At 70.1% G+C, this 18,055-nt stretch carries 14 protein-coding genes; 7 read left to right on the top strand and 7 right to left on the bottom strand.

Annotated features, from left to right (window positions below):
• The first annotated feature begins 69 nt into the window (after positions 1–69).
• Entirely contained in the window at positions 70–3,141 is a 3,072-nt protein-coding gene (locus tag OG251_RS03205) for a ThuA domain-containing protein (protein WP_442818304.1), read from the top strand.
• A 154-nt stretch (positions 3,142–3,295) separates the two neighbouring features.
• On the opposite strand, the gene OG251_RS03200 is transcribed toward OG251_RS03205, so the two are convergent.
• Complete coding sequence (locus tag OG251_RS03200; protein ID WP_326675503.1) at positions 3,296–4,432, bottom strand: aminoglycoside phosphotransferase family protein; 1,137 nt, start codon at positions 4,430–4,432, stop codon at positions 3,296–3,298.
• 231 nt (positions 4,433–4,663) lie between these two features.
• On the opposite strand from OG251_RS03200, the gene OG251_RS03195 reads away from it, so the two are divergent.
• The gene (locus OG251_RS03195; protein ID WP_326675502.1) at positions 4,664–6,157 is read left to right on the top strand and encodes a DNA-binding protein NsdB; all 1,494 of its coding nucleotides are present in this window, start codon (positions 4,664–4,666) and stop codon (positions 6,155–6,157) included.
• 119 nt (positions 6,158–6,276) lie between these two features.
• On the opposite strand, the gene OG251_RS03190 is transcribed toward OG251_RS03195, so the two are convergent.
• Positions 6,277–7,728: a PP2C family protein-serine/threonine phosphatase gene (locus OG251_RS03190; RefSeq protein ID WP_326675501.1), complete on the bottom strand. Its 1,452-nt coding sequence runs from the start codon at positions 7,726–7,728 to the stop codon at positions 6,277–6,279.
• A 424-nt stretch (positions 7,729–8,152) separates the two neighbouring features.
• Between OG251_RS03190 and rpmG the strand changes: the two genes are divergently transcribed.
• Both rpmG and OG251_RS03180 read left to right on the top strand, forming a co-directional pair.
• On the top strand, positions 8,153–8,317 hold the full coding sequence (gene rpmG / locus OG251_RS03185; RefSeq protein ID WP_326675500.1) for a 50S ribosomal protein L33: 165 nt from the start codon (positions 8,153–8,155) through the stop codon (positions 8,315–8,317).
• A gap of 63 nt (positions 8,318–8,380) precedes the next feature.
• Positions 8,381–8,641 carry a type B 50S ribosomal protein L31 gene (locus OG251_RS03180; protein WP_326675499.1) on the top strand — a complete coding sequence of 87 codons (261 nt, stop codon included), beginning with the start codon at positions 8,381–8,383 and terminating at the stop codon, positions 8,639–8,641.
• Positions 8,642–8,895: 254 nt separating this feature from the next.
• Here OG251_RS03180 and OG251_RS03175 read toward each other — a convergent pair whose 3' ends face one another.
• Complete coding sequence (locus OG251_RS03175) at positions 8,896–9,396, bottom strand: tetratricopeptide repeat protein (protein WP_326675498.1); 501 nt, start codon at positions 9,394–9,396, stop codon at positions 8,896–8,898.
• 75 nt (positions 9,397–9,471) lie between these two features.
• On the opposite strand from OG251_RS03175, the gene OG251_RS03170 reads away from it, so the two are divergent.
• Positions 9,472–10,341, top strand: a complete 870-nt coding sequence (locus OG251_RS03170; protein ID WP_326675497.1) for a VanZ family protein — start codon at positions 9,472–9,474, stop codon at positions 10,339–10,341.
• On the opposite strand, the gene OG251_RS03165 is transcribed toward OG251_RS03170, so the two are convergent.
• From OG251_RS03165 to OG251_RS03150, 4 genes are all read right to left on the bottom strand, one after another.
• Positions 10,313–12,046, bottom strand: coding sequence for a glycoside hydrolase family 6 protein (locus OG251_RS03165; protein WP_326675496.1), 1,734 nt, complete (start codon positions 12,044–12,046; stop codon positions 10,313–10,315). The genes OG251_RS03170 and OG251_RS03165 overlap by 29 nt on opposite strands.
• A gap of 15 nt (positions 12,047–12,061) precedes the next feature.
• Positions 12,062–13,561: a cellulase family glycosylhydrolase gene (locus OG251_RS03160; protein WP_326675495.1), complete on the bottom strand. Its 1,500-nt coding sequence runs from the start codon at positions 13,559–13,561 to the stop codon at positions 12,062–12,064.
• A 396-nt stretch (positions 13,562–13,957) separates the two neighbouring features.
• Entirely contained in the window at positions 13,958–15,550 is a 1,593-nt protein-coding gene (locus OG251_RS03155) for a DHA2 family efflux MFS transporter permease subunit (RefSeq protein ID WP_326681128.1), read from the bottom strand.
• A 137-nt stretch (positions 15,551–15,687) separates the two neighbouring features.
• On the bottom strand, positions 15,688–16,167 hold the full coding sequence (locus OG251_RS03150; RefSeq protein WP_326675494.1) for a MarR family winged helix-turn-helix transcriptional regulator: 480 nt from the start codon (positions 16,165–16,167) through the stop codon (positions 15,688–15,690).
• 240 nt (positions 16,168–16,407) lie between these two features.
• Here OG251_RS03150 and OG251_RS03145 point away from each other — a divergent pair, with 240 nt between their 5' ends.
• Together OG251_RS03145 and OG251_RS03140 are read left to right on the top strand one after the other, a co-directional pair.
• Positions 16,408–17,193 (top strand): DUF4389 domain-containing protein, encoded by a 786-nt coding sequence (locus OG251_RS03145; RefSeq protein WP_326675493.1) that lies wholly within the window; start codon positions 16,408–16,410, stop codon positions 17,191–17,193.
• 37 nt (positions 17,194–17,230) lie between these two features.
• On the top strand, positions 17,231–17,764 hold the full coding sequence (locus OG251_RS03140; protein ID WP_326675492.1) for a DinB family protein: 534 nt from the start codon (positions 17,231–17,233) through the stop codon (positions 17,762–17,764).
• Positions 17,765–18,055 lie beyond the last annotated feature (291 nt).

Raw genomic sequence — 18,055 nt, 5'->3', positions numbered from 1 at the left:
ACCCCCCACGTGAGCCGCCATCGATGGGCATGTCATGCACGTGACATAGAGCGACTGCTGGTCGCCTCAGTGAGCGCACTGCTCCTCACCCTGACCGCACTGCCCGCCACCGCCGCGACCACCGGCAAGGCGCCCGCCTTCAACGTCCTGCTCTTCACCCGAGCCGCCGGCTACGTCCACACCTCCATCCCGGCAGGCATCCAGATGTTCGAGGAGGAGGCCGCCGAGAACAACTTCTCCCTCGTCGAGACCGCCGACCCCGCCGTCTTCGACGACGCGAAGCTGAAGGACTTCGACGCCATCGTCATGCTGCAGAACTCCGGCATGGTCTGGGACACCGACGCCCAGCGGCAGGCGATGCAGACCTATGTACGCGGCGGAGGCGGCATCGTCGCCCTCCACAACACCCTCGACATGGGCGTCGAGGAGCAGTTCCCCTGGTGGGACGAGGTCATCAACGGCGGCGCCCACATGCCCGCCCATTCACCCGGCGTCCTGAAGGGCACCGCCAAGGTCGCCGACCGCGTCCACCCCTCCACCGCGGGTCTTCCCGAACGCTGGGAGCGCCCCGAGGAGTGGTACAACTTCGACGCCAACCCCCGCGGTGACGTCCATGTCCTGGTCACGGCCGACGAGAAGACCTACGACCCGGGCGGCTCCGCCATGGGCGCAGACCACCCCATCTCCTGGTGCCGCACCACCGAGGGCGGCAAGGTGTGGGCCACCGCCATGGGCCACGACATCCCCGCGTACACCGAAGCGGCCTTCCGCGACCATGTCATCGGCGGTCTCCGGTGGGCAGCGGGCAACAAGCCCGGCGACTGCGGCGGCACCGTGTGGAACGGCTACGAGAAGGTCACCCTCGACGACAACACCGCCGACCCCATGGAACTGGACGTCGCCAAGGACGGCCGGGTCTTCTACATCCAGCGCAGCGGCGAGGTGAACGTCTTCGACCCCGCCACCCACGCCACCACCACCGCCGGAAAGCTCGACGTCTACGGCGGCGGCGAGGACGGCCTGGTCGGCATGGAACTCGATCCGGACTTCACCAAGAACCACTGGATCTACCTCTACTACGCGCCCGCGGGCGCCGCGAACGACGTCAACCGGCTCTCCCGCTTCACGGTCAAGGACAAGACGCTCGACCTGACCAGCGAGAAGAAGCTCATCGACGTCCCCGCCGACCGCGACCGCACCTTCCCCGAACCCGGCCACACCGGAGGCGCCGTCGAGTTCGGTCCCGGCCGCACCCTCTACCTGGGCGTCGGCGACGACACCCCGCCCAACCTCGACCCCGACTGGCAGGGATACGCCCCGCTCGACTGGCGCGCGGGCAAGGAGATGCTCGACGCCGCCCGTACCGCGGGCAACACCAACGACCTGCGCGGCAAGATCCTGCGCATCAAGCCCACCGACGCGGGCGGCTACACCATCCCCAAGGGCAACCTCTTCGCCAAGGGCACCGCGGACACCCGCCCCGAGATCTACGCCATGGGCTTCCGCAACCCGTTCCGCTTCACCGTCGACCCGAAGACCGGCTACGTCCACGCCTCCGACTACGGCCCCGACCGCGGCCTGCCCACCACCGACCGCGGGCCCGAGGGACTGGTCGAGTACAACGTCATCAAGAAGGCCGGGAACTTCGGCTGGCCGTTCTGCCACGGCAACAACCAGGCGTACGCCCCCTACAACCCCGACACCAAGGAAGTCGGCCCCAAGTTCGACTGTGCCGAGCCGGTCAACGCCTCGCCCAACAACACCGGCCTGAGCGCACTCCCCCCGATCCAGCAGCCGGAGATCTGGTACGGATACGGCGCCTCCGAGGAGTTCCCCGAGGTCGGCAGCGGCGGTTCCGCCCCGATGAGCGGACCGGTCTACCACTACGACAGCGAGAACCCCTCCACCACCAAGTTCCCCGCCTACTTCGAGGGCGCGAGCTTCTTCTACGAGTGGGCGCGCAACTACGTCAAGGAAGTCCGCTTCGACAAGGACGACAAGGTCCTGAAGATCAACGACTTCCTGTCCTCGCAGAAGTTCAACAAGCCGATGGACATGACGTTCGGACCCGACGGATCGCTGTACGTCCTCGAATGGGGCTCCTCCTTCGGCGGCGGCAACAACGACTCCGGCCTCTACCGCATCGACTACGCCCAGGGGCAACGCATCCCGGTCGCCAAGGCCACCGCCTCCGCCACCGACGGCCCCGTGCCGCTGAAGGTCGACTTCTCCGGCGAGGGCAGCGCCGACCCCGACGGCGACCCGCTCGGCTACGCCTGGGACTTCGACGGCGACGGCACCTACGACTCCACCGAAGCCACCCCCAGCCACACCTACACCGCCAAGGGGGACTTCGCCGCCCAGCTGAAGGTCACCGACTCCAGCGGCAAGTCCGGCTACGCCAACATCCCCATCACGGCGGGCAACACCGCACCCGAGGTCACCATCGACTTCCCCGTCAGCGGCAGGCTCATCGAGTTCGGCGACAGGATCCCGTACAAGGTGACCGTCACCGACCCGGAGGACGGCCCGGTCGACTGCGCCGCGGTCACCGTCAACCCGGCCCTCGGCCACGACGACCACGAGCACCCCACCACCGACATCCCCGGCTGCGAGGGCACCGTGGACACCGGCGACCTGGGCGGCCACCCCGAGGGCGCCGATCTCACCTACGTACTCAACGCCAAGTACACCGACAAGGGCGGTGACGGCGTCTCCCGTCTCACCGGGTACGGGCGCACCGTGCTCCAGCCCCAGCACAAGCAGGCCGAGTACTACGATGCCCAGTCCGGCACCCGGATCGTCGCCCAGGAAGGCGCCGAGAACGGCAAACGGATCGGTGACGTCTCCGACGGCGACTGGGTCGCCTTCGATCCGATGAGCGTCGAAGGCATCGCCACCGTCAGTTACACCCTCTCCTCACCCAACGGCGTCGGCGCGATCGAACTGCGGGCCGACGCCCCCGACGGGACTCTGCTGGCCACCACCCCCGTTCCCCGCACCGGCGGCTGGGACACCTACCGGGCAACGCCACCCGTTCCCGTCCAGGCACTGACCGGAACCCACAAGCTCTATCTGGTCTTCACCTCGCCGCAGAACAACTCCTTCGACGTGGACGCCGTGGACTTCGCCACCGGCTGACCCCCCTCCGGCCGACTCCTCGGCCCCGACCGGCGAACGAACAGCGCGCTGTGGGACCGGTGTGTCGGCACCGGTCCCACAGCGCGCTTCCCCATCGCCGCGGTCACTTGACACGGGCCGCCGTGCAGAGGCCCGCCCTCCTACCTCGTCCTGTTCACCGTGTGCCGACCGCTGCCCGCACAGCCCGCCGCGCCATGGCGCAGTCGTCGTGCAGCCTGCGCAGCAGCAGCCGCTGCTCCTCGCCCGAGAAATGCGGACCCGGCCGGTCCTGGGCGGAGCCCGCCGGTGGCGTCTCGCGCATGGTGCGCTGCACCGCCGTCTCGTACTGACGGATCTCCCGCGTCAGCACGAGCATCAGATTCACCAGGAACGCGTCGCGTGCCGAGGGGCCGGCGGCCTGCGCCAGCTGGCTGATCTGCCGCCGTGCCACCGGCGCGTCACCGAGCACGGCCCACAGCGTCGCCAGGTCGTACCCCGGCAGATACCAGCCCGCGTGCTCCCAGTCGACCAGCACCGGCCCGGTGGGCGAAAGGAGGATGTTGGAGAGCAGCGCGTCGCCGTGGCAGAACTGCCCCATGCCCTGCCGCCCGCCCGCAACCGCCAGTCCGTGCAGCAGCTTCTGCAGATCACCCAGATCACGGTCGGTGAACAGACCCAGCTCGTGATAGCGGGCGATCCGCGAGGCGTAGTCCAGCGGCGCGTCGAACAGCCCGGCGGGCGGCCGCCAGGCGTTGACCCGGCTGATCGCACCGAGCGCGGCTCGCACATCGGCCCGGGGGGGAGCCTCGGACGGATGCCGCGTCAGAGCCGCGACCCGCCCCGGCATCCGCTCGATGACCAGCGTGCAGTTCTCCGGGTCCGCCGCGATCAGCCGGGGCACCCGAACCGGTGGGCGGTGCCGGACGAACGCGCGGTACGCCGCTATTTCGTGCCGGAACCGTTCCGTCCATGCCGGGGAGTGGTCCAGTAAGCACTTGGCCACGGCGGTCGCGCGGCCGGTGGTGCCGACGATCAGGACGGACCGGCCGCTGCGGCGCAGCACCTGGACCGGGTTGAACTCCGGGCAGATGCGCTGCACCGAGACGATGGCCATCCTTACCTGCGCGCCCTGTGGCCCGGACAGGTCGATCCTCCCGCTGGGGGGCCCGGCGACCGGCCCCCCCGCCCGCCGCGGCCGGCCCAGCACCGGCACCGGTGCGCCGGGGTGCGGGGCGAGATACGGACCGCTGCCCGGCCCCATGGGACGGAGCGGCCGGGGCGGGGCGGACACGGAGGACGATGCTGTGTACATGGGCGAGACAGATCCCTTCGCGCGCCGACAGATTGCGTGCGCCGCCCCGGCCGGCGGCCGATCGGCACCCTGGGGAGTACCTAGGGCTGCCGGGCGGGGTGGCGCTTTCCTACCTGACACCGCGCCACGGGTGGCAGACCATCTGGCGTGCCCTGGCGAACCCTGGCGAATAGTCGACCGGCATCTGACAGGGGGTTAGTGTCAAGTCAGCCGAGAACCTGGGGGCTTGACGTGACCGGAGAACCCAACACCCGCCTTTCTGACCTGTTCGGCCTGGCCGGCTGGTCCAAGGGCGAACTCGCGAGAATGGTGAACCGGCAGGCGGCGGCCATGGGCCACCCCCAGCTGGCGACCGACACCTCGCGGGTCAGACGCTGGATCGACATGGGGGAGTCCCCCCGTGATCCCGTGCCCGAAGTGCTGGCAGCCCTGTTCACCGAGCGGCTCGGCCGTGTCGTGACCATCGAGGACCTCGGGTTCGGCCGACGCGGGCGTGTGGGGAAACGGCGTGACTCCGGGACGGAAGAGAATCCCGACGGATTGCCGTGGGCGCCCGAACGGACGGCAGCGGTCCTCACCGAATTCACGGGAATGGACCTCATGCTCAACCGACGCGGCTTGGTGGGGGCGGGCGCCGCGCTCGCCGCCGGATCAGCCATCACCGGCGCCATGCACGACTGGCTGCACAGCGATCCCGCTCTGGCGGCCGACGCTCCACGTCCCGACGATCCCCTGCACGCCGACCCCGCCGGTTTCGACCGGTACGAGGCCGCACCGGTCGGGTCCCAGGAGATCGAGGCACTGGAGCACTCGGTCGAGGTGTTCCGCGCCTGGGACGCCGCCCGGGGCGGCGGACTCCAGCGCAAGGCGGTCGTGGGCCAACTCAACGAGGTGGGCGGGATGCTCGCCTACCGCCACCCCGACCATCTGCAGCGGCGGCTGTGGGGCGTCGCCGCCAACCTCGCCGTACTCGCGGGCTGGATGTCCCACGACGTCGGTCTCGAACCCACGGCCCAGAAGTACTTCGTCATCGCCGCGCACGCGGCCCGCGAGGGCGGCGACCGGCCACGCGCCGGTGAAGCACTCTCCAGGGCGGCCCGCCAGATGGTGCATCTGGGCCGCCCCGACGAGGCGCTGGACCTGATGAAGCTCGCCAAGTCGGGCTCCGGCGACGAGACACTGCCCCGCACCCAGGCGATGCTGCACACCATCGAGGCATGGGCGCACGCGGCCCTGGGGCGCGGACAGGCCATGCGGCGCACCCTGGGCGAGGCCGAGGAACTCTTCGTCTCGGACAAGGGCGATGTGCCGTCGCCGAGCTGGATGCAGATGTTCGACGAGGCGGACATGCACGGCATGCAGGCGCTCGCGTTCCGGACGCTGGCCGAGCACGACCCGGCGGCCGCGACCACGGCCCAGCGCCATGCGAAGGAGGCCCTGGACCTGCGGGGCGACGGACGCCAGCGGTCCAAGCTCTTCGACTACATCTCGCTCGCCTCCGCCTGTTTCATCGCCGATGACCCGGAGCAGGCCGACCGGTACGCACGGCTCGCGCTCGTGTCGATGGGGGAGACCTCCTCGCACCGCACCTGGGACAGGCTCCACGAGATGTACCGGCTCACCGGCCGGTTCGCGGGCTCCGCCAGGATCCAGGACCTGCGCGAGGAGATCGAGCTCGTGCTGCCGCAGCGGGCGGCGAAGAAGGCCAGGGGTACCCAGATCTGATCCGAGGCGCTGCCGGGCAGCGGCGCCCCCGTCCTCCGTACCACTGCCCCGTGTCCAACCGTCCCGCGTCCACCCACCGATTCCCCGCGCCGGCGGGCGTCACATCGTCGTGCGCTCCGTCATGCCCCGATGCGGGCGATCAGCACACACGCGTCGTCCGGACGATCGGTCCCGCCGAACCCCTCGACGACGGTCCGTACGCAGTCCTGTGCCGTGCGGGCGTGGGCGAACCTCGGTGCGAGATCGAGCAGCGCTTCCGGGCCCGCACCCCGGTCGCCGCGCCGCGTCAGCCCGTCGGTGTGCAGGACCAGCACGTCGCCGGGCAGCAGCGGCACGTCCTCCTGCTCGTAGGCGACCCCGGACGCCGCGCCGAGCAGTACCCCGTCCGGCGGGGGCAGGGGGCGCCCCGTTCCGTTGCGGAAGAGCAGCGGGGCGGGGTGTCCTGCCTGCGCCCAGGAGAGAACGCCGGTCGCGGGGTCGAAACGACAGCACAGCGCACTGCCCAGCGCGGGCTGCATCGATGATTCGAGCAGCTGGTTGAGATGGCCCATCAGGGGGCCGGGTCCGATGCCGGCCACCGCCATGCCGCGCAGGGCGCCGAGCATCATCGCCATGGCCGAGGTGGCCGGGATGCCGTGGCCGGTCAGATCGCCGACGGTGAGCAGTGTCCTGCCGTCGGGCAGCTCCATGGCGTCGTACCAGTCGCCGCCGATGAGACCGCTCGACTCCGACGGCAGATAGTGGGCCGCGATGTCCATCGCGCCGGGGCCCTGCCGGGGGAGCCGTAACGATCCGCGCCACGGAGGCAGCACCGCCTCCCGGAGTTCGAGGGCCAGCCGGTGCTCGGTCCGGACGATGTGGTCCTGGCGGCGCACCGAATCACGGTTCCGGCCGACCGTCCGCTCACTGCGGCGCAGCTCGCTGACGTCACGCAGGACCGCCCACATGGAGGCGGTGCAGCCCTCCGCGTCGAGGACGGGCTCACCCATCATGTGCAGGGTCCGCATCCGGCCGTCCGGCCGCAGGATACGGAACTCCCCGTCTATCGGCCGTCCGTCGACGAGGCAGTCCGTCACCATCGAGGTCAGCGACGGCTGGTCCTCGGGAAGAAGTACGGAGGGCAGTTCGTCCAGCGACAGCGGTCCCGTTCCGGGCGGCCTGCCGAAGATGCGGTACAGCTCGTCGGACCAGCTGACCTCGTCGGTCAGGAGGTTCCATTCGGCGCTGCCGACCCTGCTCAGCAGTGAACCGGGCGGCGATTCGGGTAAGGCGTACCGGCCGGACGCGGCGGCGGAGCCGGAGGTCGGTGCGGCGTCCCCGGTGCTCTGCGTGGGCACCCCCGCCCGCAGCTGTCCCAGGTGGGCATCGAGATCGTCGAGGTGCTGGACCGCGAGTTCGCACAGGGCGCGCCGCCAGCGCAGCTGCGGGTCGTCCTCGTCGACGATCACGGCGTCCCGCCGCACGGCGTCCACGTCTCCGCGCAGCCGGCGGGCCCGATGGATCAGCGCGTCGACGGCATCGTGCTCGGGCGGCTGTGGTGCGGGGCGCTCCGCGAACAGATGGGACGGCATCTCGTACTCCGATACAGGCGCGGCGCGGCCAGTTCTGAGGGGTGGACCGAAGACGACTGTCGCACAGGCTGCGGCAGCCCGTAAGGGATTTGGCAACACTCGATACGTTGTTGCATCCGGCATATGCCATGGGCTGTGTGGGGCGATGGCTCGCCGAACACCCTTGCCTTTGCAGGGATGTTGACGCAAGTCGCCCGGCGTGCGCGGCCGCTGTGCGCGCCCGCGTGCGAGGTTCCCGCGCGGTGTGCGCGAGGGGGGTCGGGGCATATGCCGTCGGCGGGACGGGCGGGGTGGACGGGATGCGTGAGGTGCGGGAGCGGTGCACGGGAATGCGGGCGGACCCCTCCGCGTTACGACACCAGAACGAAAACGACACCCATTCCCGGTACGGGGGCGGGGTCGACGCACACGCCGGGAGGCGCCCATGGCACGCAGTGAGGTCAGGCCCGTCGTCACACTCCGCTCGACCGCCGGAACGGGGCTGAGCTATGTGACGCGCAAGAACCGCCGCAACAACCCGGACCGGCTGGAACTGCGCAAGTTCGACCCGGTCGTGAGGCAGCACGTCCTCTTCCGCGAGGTCCGCTGACCGTCGGGGAACCACATGCCCGTACACCCGCCACCGCGCCCGCGGTGAGGAAGGAACGCATCCATGAAGTCCCGTATCCACCCCGTCTCCCGCCCCGTGGTCTTCCGCGACCGCGCCGCCGGAGTGGCCTTCCTGACCCGTTCGACCGCTGACGCCGAGCAGCGGGTGGAGTGGGAGGACGGCAACACCTATCCCGTCATCGACGTGGAGACCTCGTCCGCGAGCCACCCGTTCTACACCGGCGCAGGCCAGGTGCTGGACACGGCGGGCCGCGTCGAGCGGTTCCGGCGCCGCTACGCAAGCGCCACGACGGCCGGAAGCTGACGCGGACCGGGAACGCCGTGCCCTGGATCACAAGACAGGGCGCGGATTCCCGGGAACAGGTCCGGATGGTTTATCGTTCATCTACCAGTGGGTGTGAGGGGGACAGTGTCCCCGGGCCTCACCTGTAGCCCATGGGGAAGATCGTTCGGCTGAAGCCCCATGGAGCCCCCCGCCGAGAGGCGACCGCCCTTCACTCCCACGCACAGGCCGCCCCGGCCGGATTCCCCCGATCCGGCCGGGGCTTCTCCATGCGGTCACACGGTCTCGTGGAGATCCTTCGCGTAGTGCTCGATGGCGCGCCGGTAGCGCTGCACGGAGCGGTCGTCGCTGGTCGAGGCGAGCAGCTCCAGGAGAACGCGCATCGCCTCGTGGTGCTCATCGGTGTTGAACAGGGCCATCGAGAGGAAGGTCCTCAGCGCACCGTCGTCGGGGAACTCCGCCACGCCCCGCCGGAGCGTCTCGACCGCCTGGCCGTATCTGCCCAGCACGCGGTAGGTGCTGCCGAGGCCGAGAAGCGCGGCGCTGCGGTCCTCGGCGGCGAGTGCCGTGTCCCGCAGGCACCGCTCGTAGTACGGCACCGCCTCGGCCTCCAGGCCGAGCACATCGTGGACCCAGGCGGTCTGGTACGCGACCTCGGCGTCGTCCGGGAATTCCGCCGTGAGGGCGAGGAGGCGTTCCCTCGCTTCCTCGGGGCGGCCGTCGGCGCGCAGTCGTACGGCCTCGGCCAGCAGGGCGTCCCTGTCACGTGAGTTCATGCGGTCATCGTCGCAGGCGGAATCCCGCCACTTTGCCTCAGGTGTGTCCCCGGATGCCGGGGGCACCCGTCCGCCATGACTCCAGAGACCAATCGTGGTGCACACCCGGCGGGAGGGTGGCGCGTCCTGCTGCGTGCGACCGTACTGGTGGCCGCCTTCCTGGGACTTGTGGCCTTCTCCGTCCTCCTGGCGAAGGTGACGCTGACACCGTCGCCCGCGTCCGAGGATCTCGTCAACTCGAATCTGCGGCCCGGGAGGTCGCTGCGGCAGTACGCCGAGGACTACACGTTCCTCGCCGCCTGCAAGCAGGCGGGCGGAAACCTGCTGCTGGGCGTGCCCTTCGGTGTGCTGCTGCCGATCGTCGTGCCGCGCCGGCTCCGGATGATCCGTATGACCTTCCTGACCGTCCTGGCAGTGATCGCCGTCGAACTGGTGCAGGGCGCACTGGTCGCCGGACGGGCCTTCGACATCGACGACGTGATCCTCAATACGGCGGGTGCGCTGCTGGGCTACCTCGTGCTCGGGCGCCGGCTCAGCCACCGCTACCACGTGTTCGCGGCGGGCGGGGGAGAGGCGCGGGCGGGGCGGGCGGACAGCGAGGGACGGGAGAAGCGGACGGAGAGCAGCGGGAAGACACGGACGCGGAGCGACGGGAAGGCGGGGAGCCGGGCCGGGGCGAAGGCGCGGACGCGGACCAAGGCAAAGGCAAAGGCGGGGAGCCAGGGCAAGGGGCGGACGCAGACCGGGGCAAAGGCGGGGAGCCAGGCCAAGGGGAAGGCCGGGGCGGCGGGGTCCAGGGGCGCGAAGGCCCGCGCCGGTGCGGCGGCGCGGGCCCGGCGCGGGCGTGAGCTGATCGCCCGGCTCTGCGGGCGCCGACCGGCGCCGGGCGGGGGAGCGCCCGGCACCGGACGTCGCACTAGAGCGCCGGGTGGGCGTTCTTCATGAGCTCCTGGAACTGGGCGGAGAACCACTGCCCGGAGAGCGGGGCGTCCGGCAGCGCGCCCGACATGTTGTTGCCGTTGCGGACGTTGCCCGGGTACGTCGGGTCGCACATCCGGTCGAATCCCTTGCCCTCCCCGTTCGGGATCTCCTTGCTGGAGCCGTCGGACTCGCCCGGCGGCTTCATCCAGACGTACGCGTCGACCCCCGCCTCGGGCGCCGCCTGCGGCCGCTCGCCGAGACCGGCTCCGGACTGGTTGCACCAGTTGCCGAGGTGGATGCGCCGGTCGTAGCGGCCGCCGTTGACGTAGGTGTCCACGCTGGTGGTCGCGCCGGGTCCGGTCGGCCGCGCCGTGCCGCCCCAGCCGTTGCGGGAGGTGTCGATCAGCATGCCGATGTGCGTGTCGAACCCGATGGAGACGAGTTGGGTGCGGAAGGCCTGGGCGAAGGACAGCTCGTCGGTGTAGCGGTTCCAGTCGACCCACTTCGACTGGCGTACGGACGTTCCGTTGACGGAGTCGCCGATGGCGAAGTGCTCCTCCTTGAGCGCGCTGTAGTTGGCGGTGTTGGTGATGAAGCCGTGTACGTCGCCGACCGTGGCGCCCTCGGCGGTGGCCGCCTGCTTGAAGGTGTCGGCGGACGCGGCGAAGTTGTCGTCCCAGCCGATCCAGCCGTGGTGTCCGGCGTCGATGTAGTTGTAGACGTTGGACACGTCGCCGAGCTTGTTCAGGGCGTAGCCGACGCCCTTCACGTAGTTCCCGTTGGCCTTCATCGTGTCGCAGGCCGGGGTGGCGGTCGGGCGGCCGCCGGTGTTGGTGACCAGGTTCGGCAGCGAGTCGATCTCGACCGTGGTGACGATGCGCAGCCCCGCGTACTTCGCGTCGCCCAGGATCGCCGCTATCGGGTCGATGTACTCCGTCTTGTACCGCCCCAGGTCGTTCGGCCCCAGCTCGCCGTTGGAGGCGAGCGCCGCGCAGTCCCGGCCGGGCAGGTTGTAGATGACGAGCTGGACGACGAGTTCGCCGTTGCCCTTCTGGGCCAGCGCCTCGTCCAGGTGGTCGCGCAGCCCCATTCCGCCGTTGACGCCCTCGATCGCGGCGATGCGGTCGAGCCAGACCCCCGTGGGTTCGTCGGCGATCCGGGAGCCGCCGGGCTCGGCGGAGGCCTTCGCCGCCCACTCCGGGTTCACATAGACCTGGGCGCCGGCATACGGGTTGTCGACGCGGTCACCGGGCCCGGTGGGATCGGTGGGGTCGACCGGGCCCGTGGGATCGCCGTTGCACGTCACGCCGTTCAGCTTGAACGTCGCGGGGACGGTGCTGTTTCCGCCGGCCGTCGCGTTGAAACCGAAGGAGGCCGAGGCGCCGGAGGCGAGGGTGCCGTTGTACGAGACGTTCTTCGCGGTGACGGCCGTGCCGCTCTGCGAGACGGCGGCGTTCCAGCCCTGGGTGACCTGCTCGCCGCCGGCGAACGTCCACTCCAACTGCCAGCCGGAGAGCGCCGCGCCGTTGTTGGTGACGCTGACGGCGCTGGTGAACCCGCCGTTCCACTGGTTCTGGATCGTGTAGGCGACGGTGCACCCGGCCGCCGCGGCGGAGGCCCCGTGGGGACCGGAGGCGGCGGCGGTGCCCGCTGCCGCGGCGACGAGCGCCGCCGCGGCGAGGAGTGACGTACGTGATCGGCGCAAGGTGGTGCGGCTCGTGCGGCTCATACGAATTCCGTTTCCTCAGCTGTCGAGGGCGCGCAGATGATCACGCAGCCCGATTCCGTACGGGGTGGGGGTTCCTTCGTAGTCGCTGATCAAGGACGGGCCCGAGGAGCAGTCCCAGGTGTTCCAGGTCCATCCGAGATACGAGAGTCCGCGGTCGTCGAACCACCGCATGACCCGGTCGGCGAAGTTGTGGGAGCAGGTGTTCTCGCCGATCTCGCCTGCGACGAGAGGGACTTCGGCGGCGACCGGCGCGAGCGTGGAGTTCCAGCAGTCCTCGTTCGCGCAGACATTGAAGTTGTAGACGTGCCAGGCGGCGGCGAGATTGCCCGCCGGGTCCACGGGCCGGTGCCGGAGCCACTGGCCGAGGTCGTTGGAGTACGCGAGTCCGCCGGCCAGGATCAGGTTCCCGGCGCCGGTCGCCCGTACCGCGTCGACCAGATCCTGCATGCCCGCGACCTCGTACCCGATGCCCGGGCAGGTGCCACCGTCCCGCCAGCAGGTCCATGCCTGGTCGGGGGTGGGCGTGGCGCGGTCCGGATACGGCTCGTTGAACAGGTCGAACACCACGGTCGGGTCGTCCTTGAACGTCGAGGCGACCGAGGACCAGAAGTCCGGGGTGTACCGCGCGTCCGGCATCGGTTTCTGGCAGCTCGCGTGCACATCGGAGCAGCCCGCCGAGTTGCCCGTGTACTGGCCCCAGGACCAGTGCAGTTCGACCATGGGGGTCATGCCGTGGTCGCGGACCCGTCGGACCAGGTCCTTCACGGCGTCGATGTAGTGGGTGCCCGCGTACCGCGGGTCGATGTTGTCCAGGCCCAGCCAGCACTCCTCGTTGAGGGGGATACGGACGGTATTGGCTTTCCAGTCGGCGATCGCCCGTACCGAGGCGTCGTCGACCGGGCCGTCGAAGATGCCATGGCCCTGTACGCACATGAACTCTCCGCCGGAGCGGTTGACGCCGAGCATGCGCCGGGTGGCGCCGGACTCGTCGACGAGCCTGTTGCCGGACACCTTCAGTACGGGCGGCCCGGCGGTGGGGTCGGGGGGATCGGTGGGGTCGGTCGGGTCCGGGCCGGGATCCGTGTTGCAGGGGGTGCCGTTGAGAGTGAACGTGGCGGGAGGGGAGCCGGCTTCGGCTCCGGACCCCGAGTCCAGGAATCCCGCCATCACGCTCGCCCCGGTGGCGAGCGTGGCGTTCCACGTCTCGTTCGACGCGGTGACCGCTCTGCCCGACTGCGACCACCGGGCGTTCCAGCCACCGGTCACCGTCCCGTTGCCGGGCAGAGCGAACTTCAGATCCCAACTACCCACGGAGGGACCCAGGTTGGTGAGTGTCACCGCTCCCTGGAAACCGCCGTCCCACTGGTTGGCGGCTGTGTACTCCACCGTGCAGACAGGGGCGGATCCGGAAGCGGGGACCACGGGTCCGACGACGATGCCGGCCGTGGTGAGCACTGCTCCGAGGAGCAGCCGGAACAGGTGCCGTACGTGCGGTAAGTGCGGGGGATGTCGCATGAGCGACTCCTTGCAGTTCGGATGTGTCCCCTACGACACATCGACTGATGGAACCGCTCCCACTGGTGTGGCATGACGTTAGAGCGTCATGAGGTGTCGGTCAACACACACGTTCTGATCTGTCGCTATCGAATTTATTCGACTCTTCAACTCTCTTGACTCCCTTTTTTCCCGTCTCCATGCTGGGAGCGCTCCCACTGGTTCAAGGCTTGTGCTCGACCCCGCACGCCCACCCTGTCGCCGAACTGCGAGGAGGAACCCGCGCATGCCTTCGGGAAGCGCACGAAGACCATGGGTGCCGGGGAGATCCGGCACAACCGGAGCGAAGTCCCGTCGGCTGACGGCATCGCGGACCGGTGACCGGACCTCCCTCGGCGTGGACCGCCGACGCGGTCCCTACGCGTGGCCGGGGGACGCGTCCCGGGCGCGGTGCAGTCCGAAGGCGGCGAGGGCCGCTCCGAGCAGGCACAGCACCCCGGTCACGGTCACGGCGGTGTGCACCCCGTTCATGAACGCCTGCCCGCTGCCCTCGGTCACCGCGGCCCTCAGCCGGTCCGGCATCCCCTCGGAAACGGGCGACACCCCCATCGCCACCGCGTCCCGGGCCTCGCCCAGGCCCTGTGCCACGGGTGCCGGAACCCCCGCGGAGGTCAGCTCGCCCGTCAGGGTGGAGCCCACCCGGCTGCTGATCAGGGAGATGAGCACGGAGGTGCCCAGCGCCCCGCCTACCTGGAGGGACGTGGCCTGCAGCCCGCCCGCCACCCCGGCGTCCCGGACCGGCGCGCTCCCGACGATCGCGTCGGACGAGGCGGCCATGACCATGCCCACACCGAGGCCGAGGGCGATGAAGGACGGCCACATCGCCGCGTACGGCGAATCTGTTCCCAGGCCCAGCAGTCCGAACGAGGCGCCGGCCTGGAACAGCATGCCCAGCGTCATCGACAGCCGCGCGCCGAACTTCTCGGTGAGCGCCGCGCCCAGTGGGGAGGCGACCACGGAGGCGAGACTCAGCGGCAGCGTACGGACGCCGGCCTCGACGGGGCTGTAGCCCCGCACGTTCTGCAGGTACAGCATGATGAAGAAGATCGCGCCGAGCAGCACGAAGAAGTTCACCGCGGTGATGATCGTGCCGATGGTCAGCGAACGGTTGCGGAACAGCCGCATCGGCAGCAGCGGGTGCTCGTTGCGCGTCTCGAACCATCCGAAGACGACGAGGACGAGGAGCCCGGCGGCCAGTGTGCCCATGGTCCGGCCGGAGGCCCACCCCCAGGTCTCGCCCTTGACGACGCCGAAGACGACGACGAGCAGGCCGAGGGCCAGCAGGACGACGCCGGTGATGTCGAAGCGGTGATGTCCGGTGGAGTTCTTGCTCTGCGGGAGTACGAACGCGCCGTACGCGAGCGCGATCGCGCCGATGGGCGCGTTGATGTAGAAGACCGTCTCCCAGCTGGCGTGCTCGACGAGGAGTCCGCCGACGATGGGGCCGAGCGCGGTGGAGACGGACGAGACCATCGCCCAGATACCGACGGCCATCCCGAATTTCCTCGGCGGGAACACGGCGCGCAGCAGGCCCAGGGTGTTGGGCATCAGCAACGCGCCGAAGAAGCCCTGCACGGCGCGGAAGGTGATGACGCCCTCGATGGAGCCGGCCAGGCCGATCGCGACCGAGGCCAGGGTGAATCCGGCGACCCCGACCAGGAAGTACGTGCGGCGCCCGAAGCGGTCACCGAGTTTTCCGCCGAGGATCAGGGCCGCGGCGAGCGCCAGGAGATAGGAGTTGGTCACCCACTGGAGCTGGGACGTGCTGGCTCCGAGGTCCCGGCCGATCGCCGGGTTGGCGATGGAGACGACGCTGCCGTCGAGGCCCACCATGAACAGGCCGAAGGCCACGGCGGTGAGTGTGAGCCACGGGTTGGACCTGCGTCCGGCCGGGCCCCGGGGCGTTTCCCGCACCGGCGTTCCGGCCGTCGGGGGAGTGTGCGCGGGCATGACGAGATCGCCCGCGGAGGGGGAGGACATGCGGAAGTGCCTTTCGACTGAACCGGAATGAGACGCCCCCGCCTCGGAAGCCGGGGCGGGGGAAGTGTGAGGAGAAGGTGGTGGGGAGCGGGGGTGGGCCGGCGGTGTCAGCTCGCGGCCGAGCGGACCTGTCGCGCGAGCGCGGAGAGGGCGGGCAGGGCGCGGGCGATGGAGGCGACATCGTCGTCGCCCAGGGACCGGAGCCCTTCCTCGACATAGGTGCTGAACAGTGCGTCCACGGCAGTGCTGTGTGCGCGCGCCCGCTCGGTGCTGTGCAGATGGGCCACCCGCCGGTCGGCGGGGTCCTGCCTGCGCTCCATGAGGCCCTCACCGCTCAGCTGGGACACCATCGCGCTGACGTTGTTCGGTTTCATGAGAAGGGTCTCGGCCGCCTGCCGGACGGTGATGCCGTCCTGTTCCGTCACCAGTCGCAACAGGGCGAGTTGGCCCTCCGACGGCTTGGGGTGGCCGTATTCCTTCTCGACCCGGCGGTCCGCCGCCCGCAACAGCACCGGAAGTACGGCCGTGAGCGTCGCGGCGATCTCGGCGGGGGTGCGCGGGGACGGGCCGGGGCTGTCGGGAAGCATGGAAGTACCTTAGGTATGAAGTAATAGGTATGTCAACATAGCTAAATTCGCTGCGGTCGTACGGCGTCGATCCGCCCGGTGGGCGCGGGCCGGATCGGCTGACGCGGCCGTCCGCCTCATGAGCCGCCCGGCGGGCACCCGTTCGGCCCGTGGCCGATTGCGGGGCCGTTCGCGCGGACCCAGCGTGGGTCACGTCGTACGCGCCGATGCCGTACGGATCACCTGCCGAGGAGGAGCCCGATGGCCGACGGCCAGTGGAGCCCGGGCCGCGTCGCGGGGGACGCGGACGAATTCCAGCCCGTCGTGGACATCGTCGAACCGTCCCGGCAGCGCCGTCTCACGGTGCTGCTGCGTCTGCTCCTGCTCATCCCGCAGTTCATCGTGCTGTTCTTCCTGTACATCGCCGCCGTGGTCACCGTGATCGTGGGCTGGTTCGCCGCCCTGGTGCTGGGGCGGCTGCCCCAGCCGGTCTTCCGCTTCCTCTCCGGATACCTCGGCTACCACGTGCGGGTCTCCGCGAGCGAGATGCTGCTGATCGACCGATACCCGCCGTTCGCGCTGACGCCGCCGCCGGACTACCCGGTGCGGACCGAGGTCCGGGCCACCGACCTCAACCGGCTCGCCGTGCTGTTCCGGCTGTTCCTGATGATTCCGGCGGCGATCGTGCAGAGTCTGGCGGTGACCGGCTGGTTCGTCCTGGGGTTCCTCTGGTGGCTGATCACCCTGGTCCTGGGCCGGATGCCGCGGCCGCTGTTCGAGGCGACGGCGGCCACCCTGCGCTATCAGACACGGTTCTACGCCTACGCCATGATGCTCACCCCGGCCTATCCCAAGGGCCTCTTCGGGGACGACGACCTCTCCGTCCTGCGGGCCCGGACGCGTTCCGGCACCGAGCCGCTGGTGATGGGCGGAGCGGGCAAGGCCCTGGTGGTGCTCTTCCTGGTGCTGGGCCTCCTGGGCGGTATCGGCTCTTCGACCACCACATGGTCGGACGACGGCGACGACCACAGGATGAGCGGTCAATAGGTTCGCGCCGACGGCCGTCGGCAGGCATGCTCGCCGGATGACATGGACAGCACCCGAAGCAATCGACGCCTACGGCTCCCCGATGGCGGACAGCCCACTCGCCGCGGGCGAGCGCGAGATACTGGCGGAGTTCCTCGCCTCCTTCCGCACCGCGCTCCTGCGGAAATGCGCCGGTCTGACGGGGGAGCAGCTCGCCGAGACCACCGTGCGGCCGTCCAACCTCAGTCTGCTCGGGCTCATCAGGCACATGGCGAAGGTCGAACGCGTCTGGTTCCGTGAGCGCTTCGCCGGCCGGACGCTGCCCCCGATGTACGACGCGGACAAGGGCAAGGACGCCGATTTCGAGGACCTGGCGCCCGAGCGTGCCGAGGAGGACTACGCACGCCTGGTGGAGGAGATCCGCCTCGCCGACGAAGTGATCGCCGGTGCCTCCCTGGACGACACCTTCGTCCACCGGGGCGAGGTCTACTCCTTGCGCCTGGTCCATGTCCACATGATCTCGGAGTACGCCCGCCACGCGGGCCACGCCGATCTGCTCCGGGAGAGCCTGGACGGGGTAACGGGGAGCTGAGGGCGGGCCACTGGGCCTCGCCGCTTCCGTCCGCCGGGGGCGGTGCCCCCGTACGTCGGGGGCACCGCCCCCGGTGCCTTCGTGTACGCGGCGAGCTCCGTGTCACGGTGCTCCCCGCGCACCGTGAGCCTTCGGAGCCGGCTCATGCGCATGGCCGGTTTCCGACTCCCTTCGCCTCCGGTGTCCTTGACGTGTACGCGCCGATCGGTATGGTCTAGTCCAAGTGCAAGGCCTTTCCGGACAGCCGCAAACCGGGCTCCGGCAGTGGTTCTTGCTGTGCCCTTCGCGCCA

The organism is Streptomyces sp. NBC_01237, from assembly GCF_035917275.1.
Lineage (GTDB): Bacteria > Actinomycetota > Actinomycetes > Streptomycetales > Streptomycetaceae > Streptomyces.
This window is presented reverse-complemented; position numbering and strand designations above follow the sequence as displayed.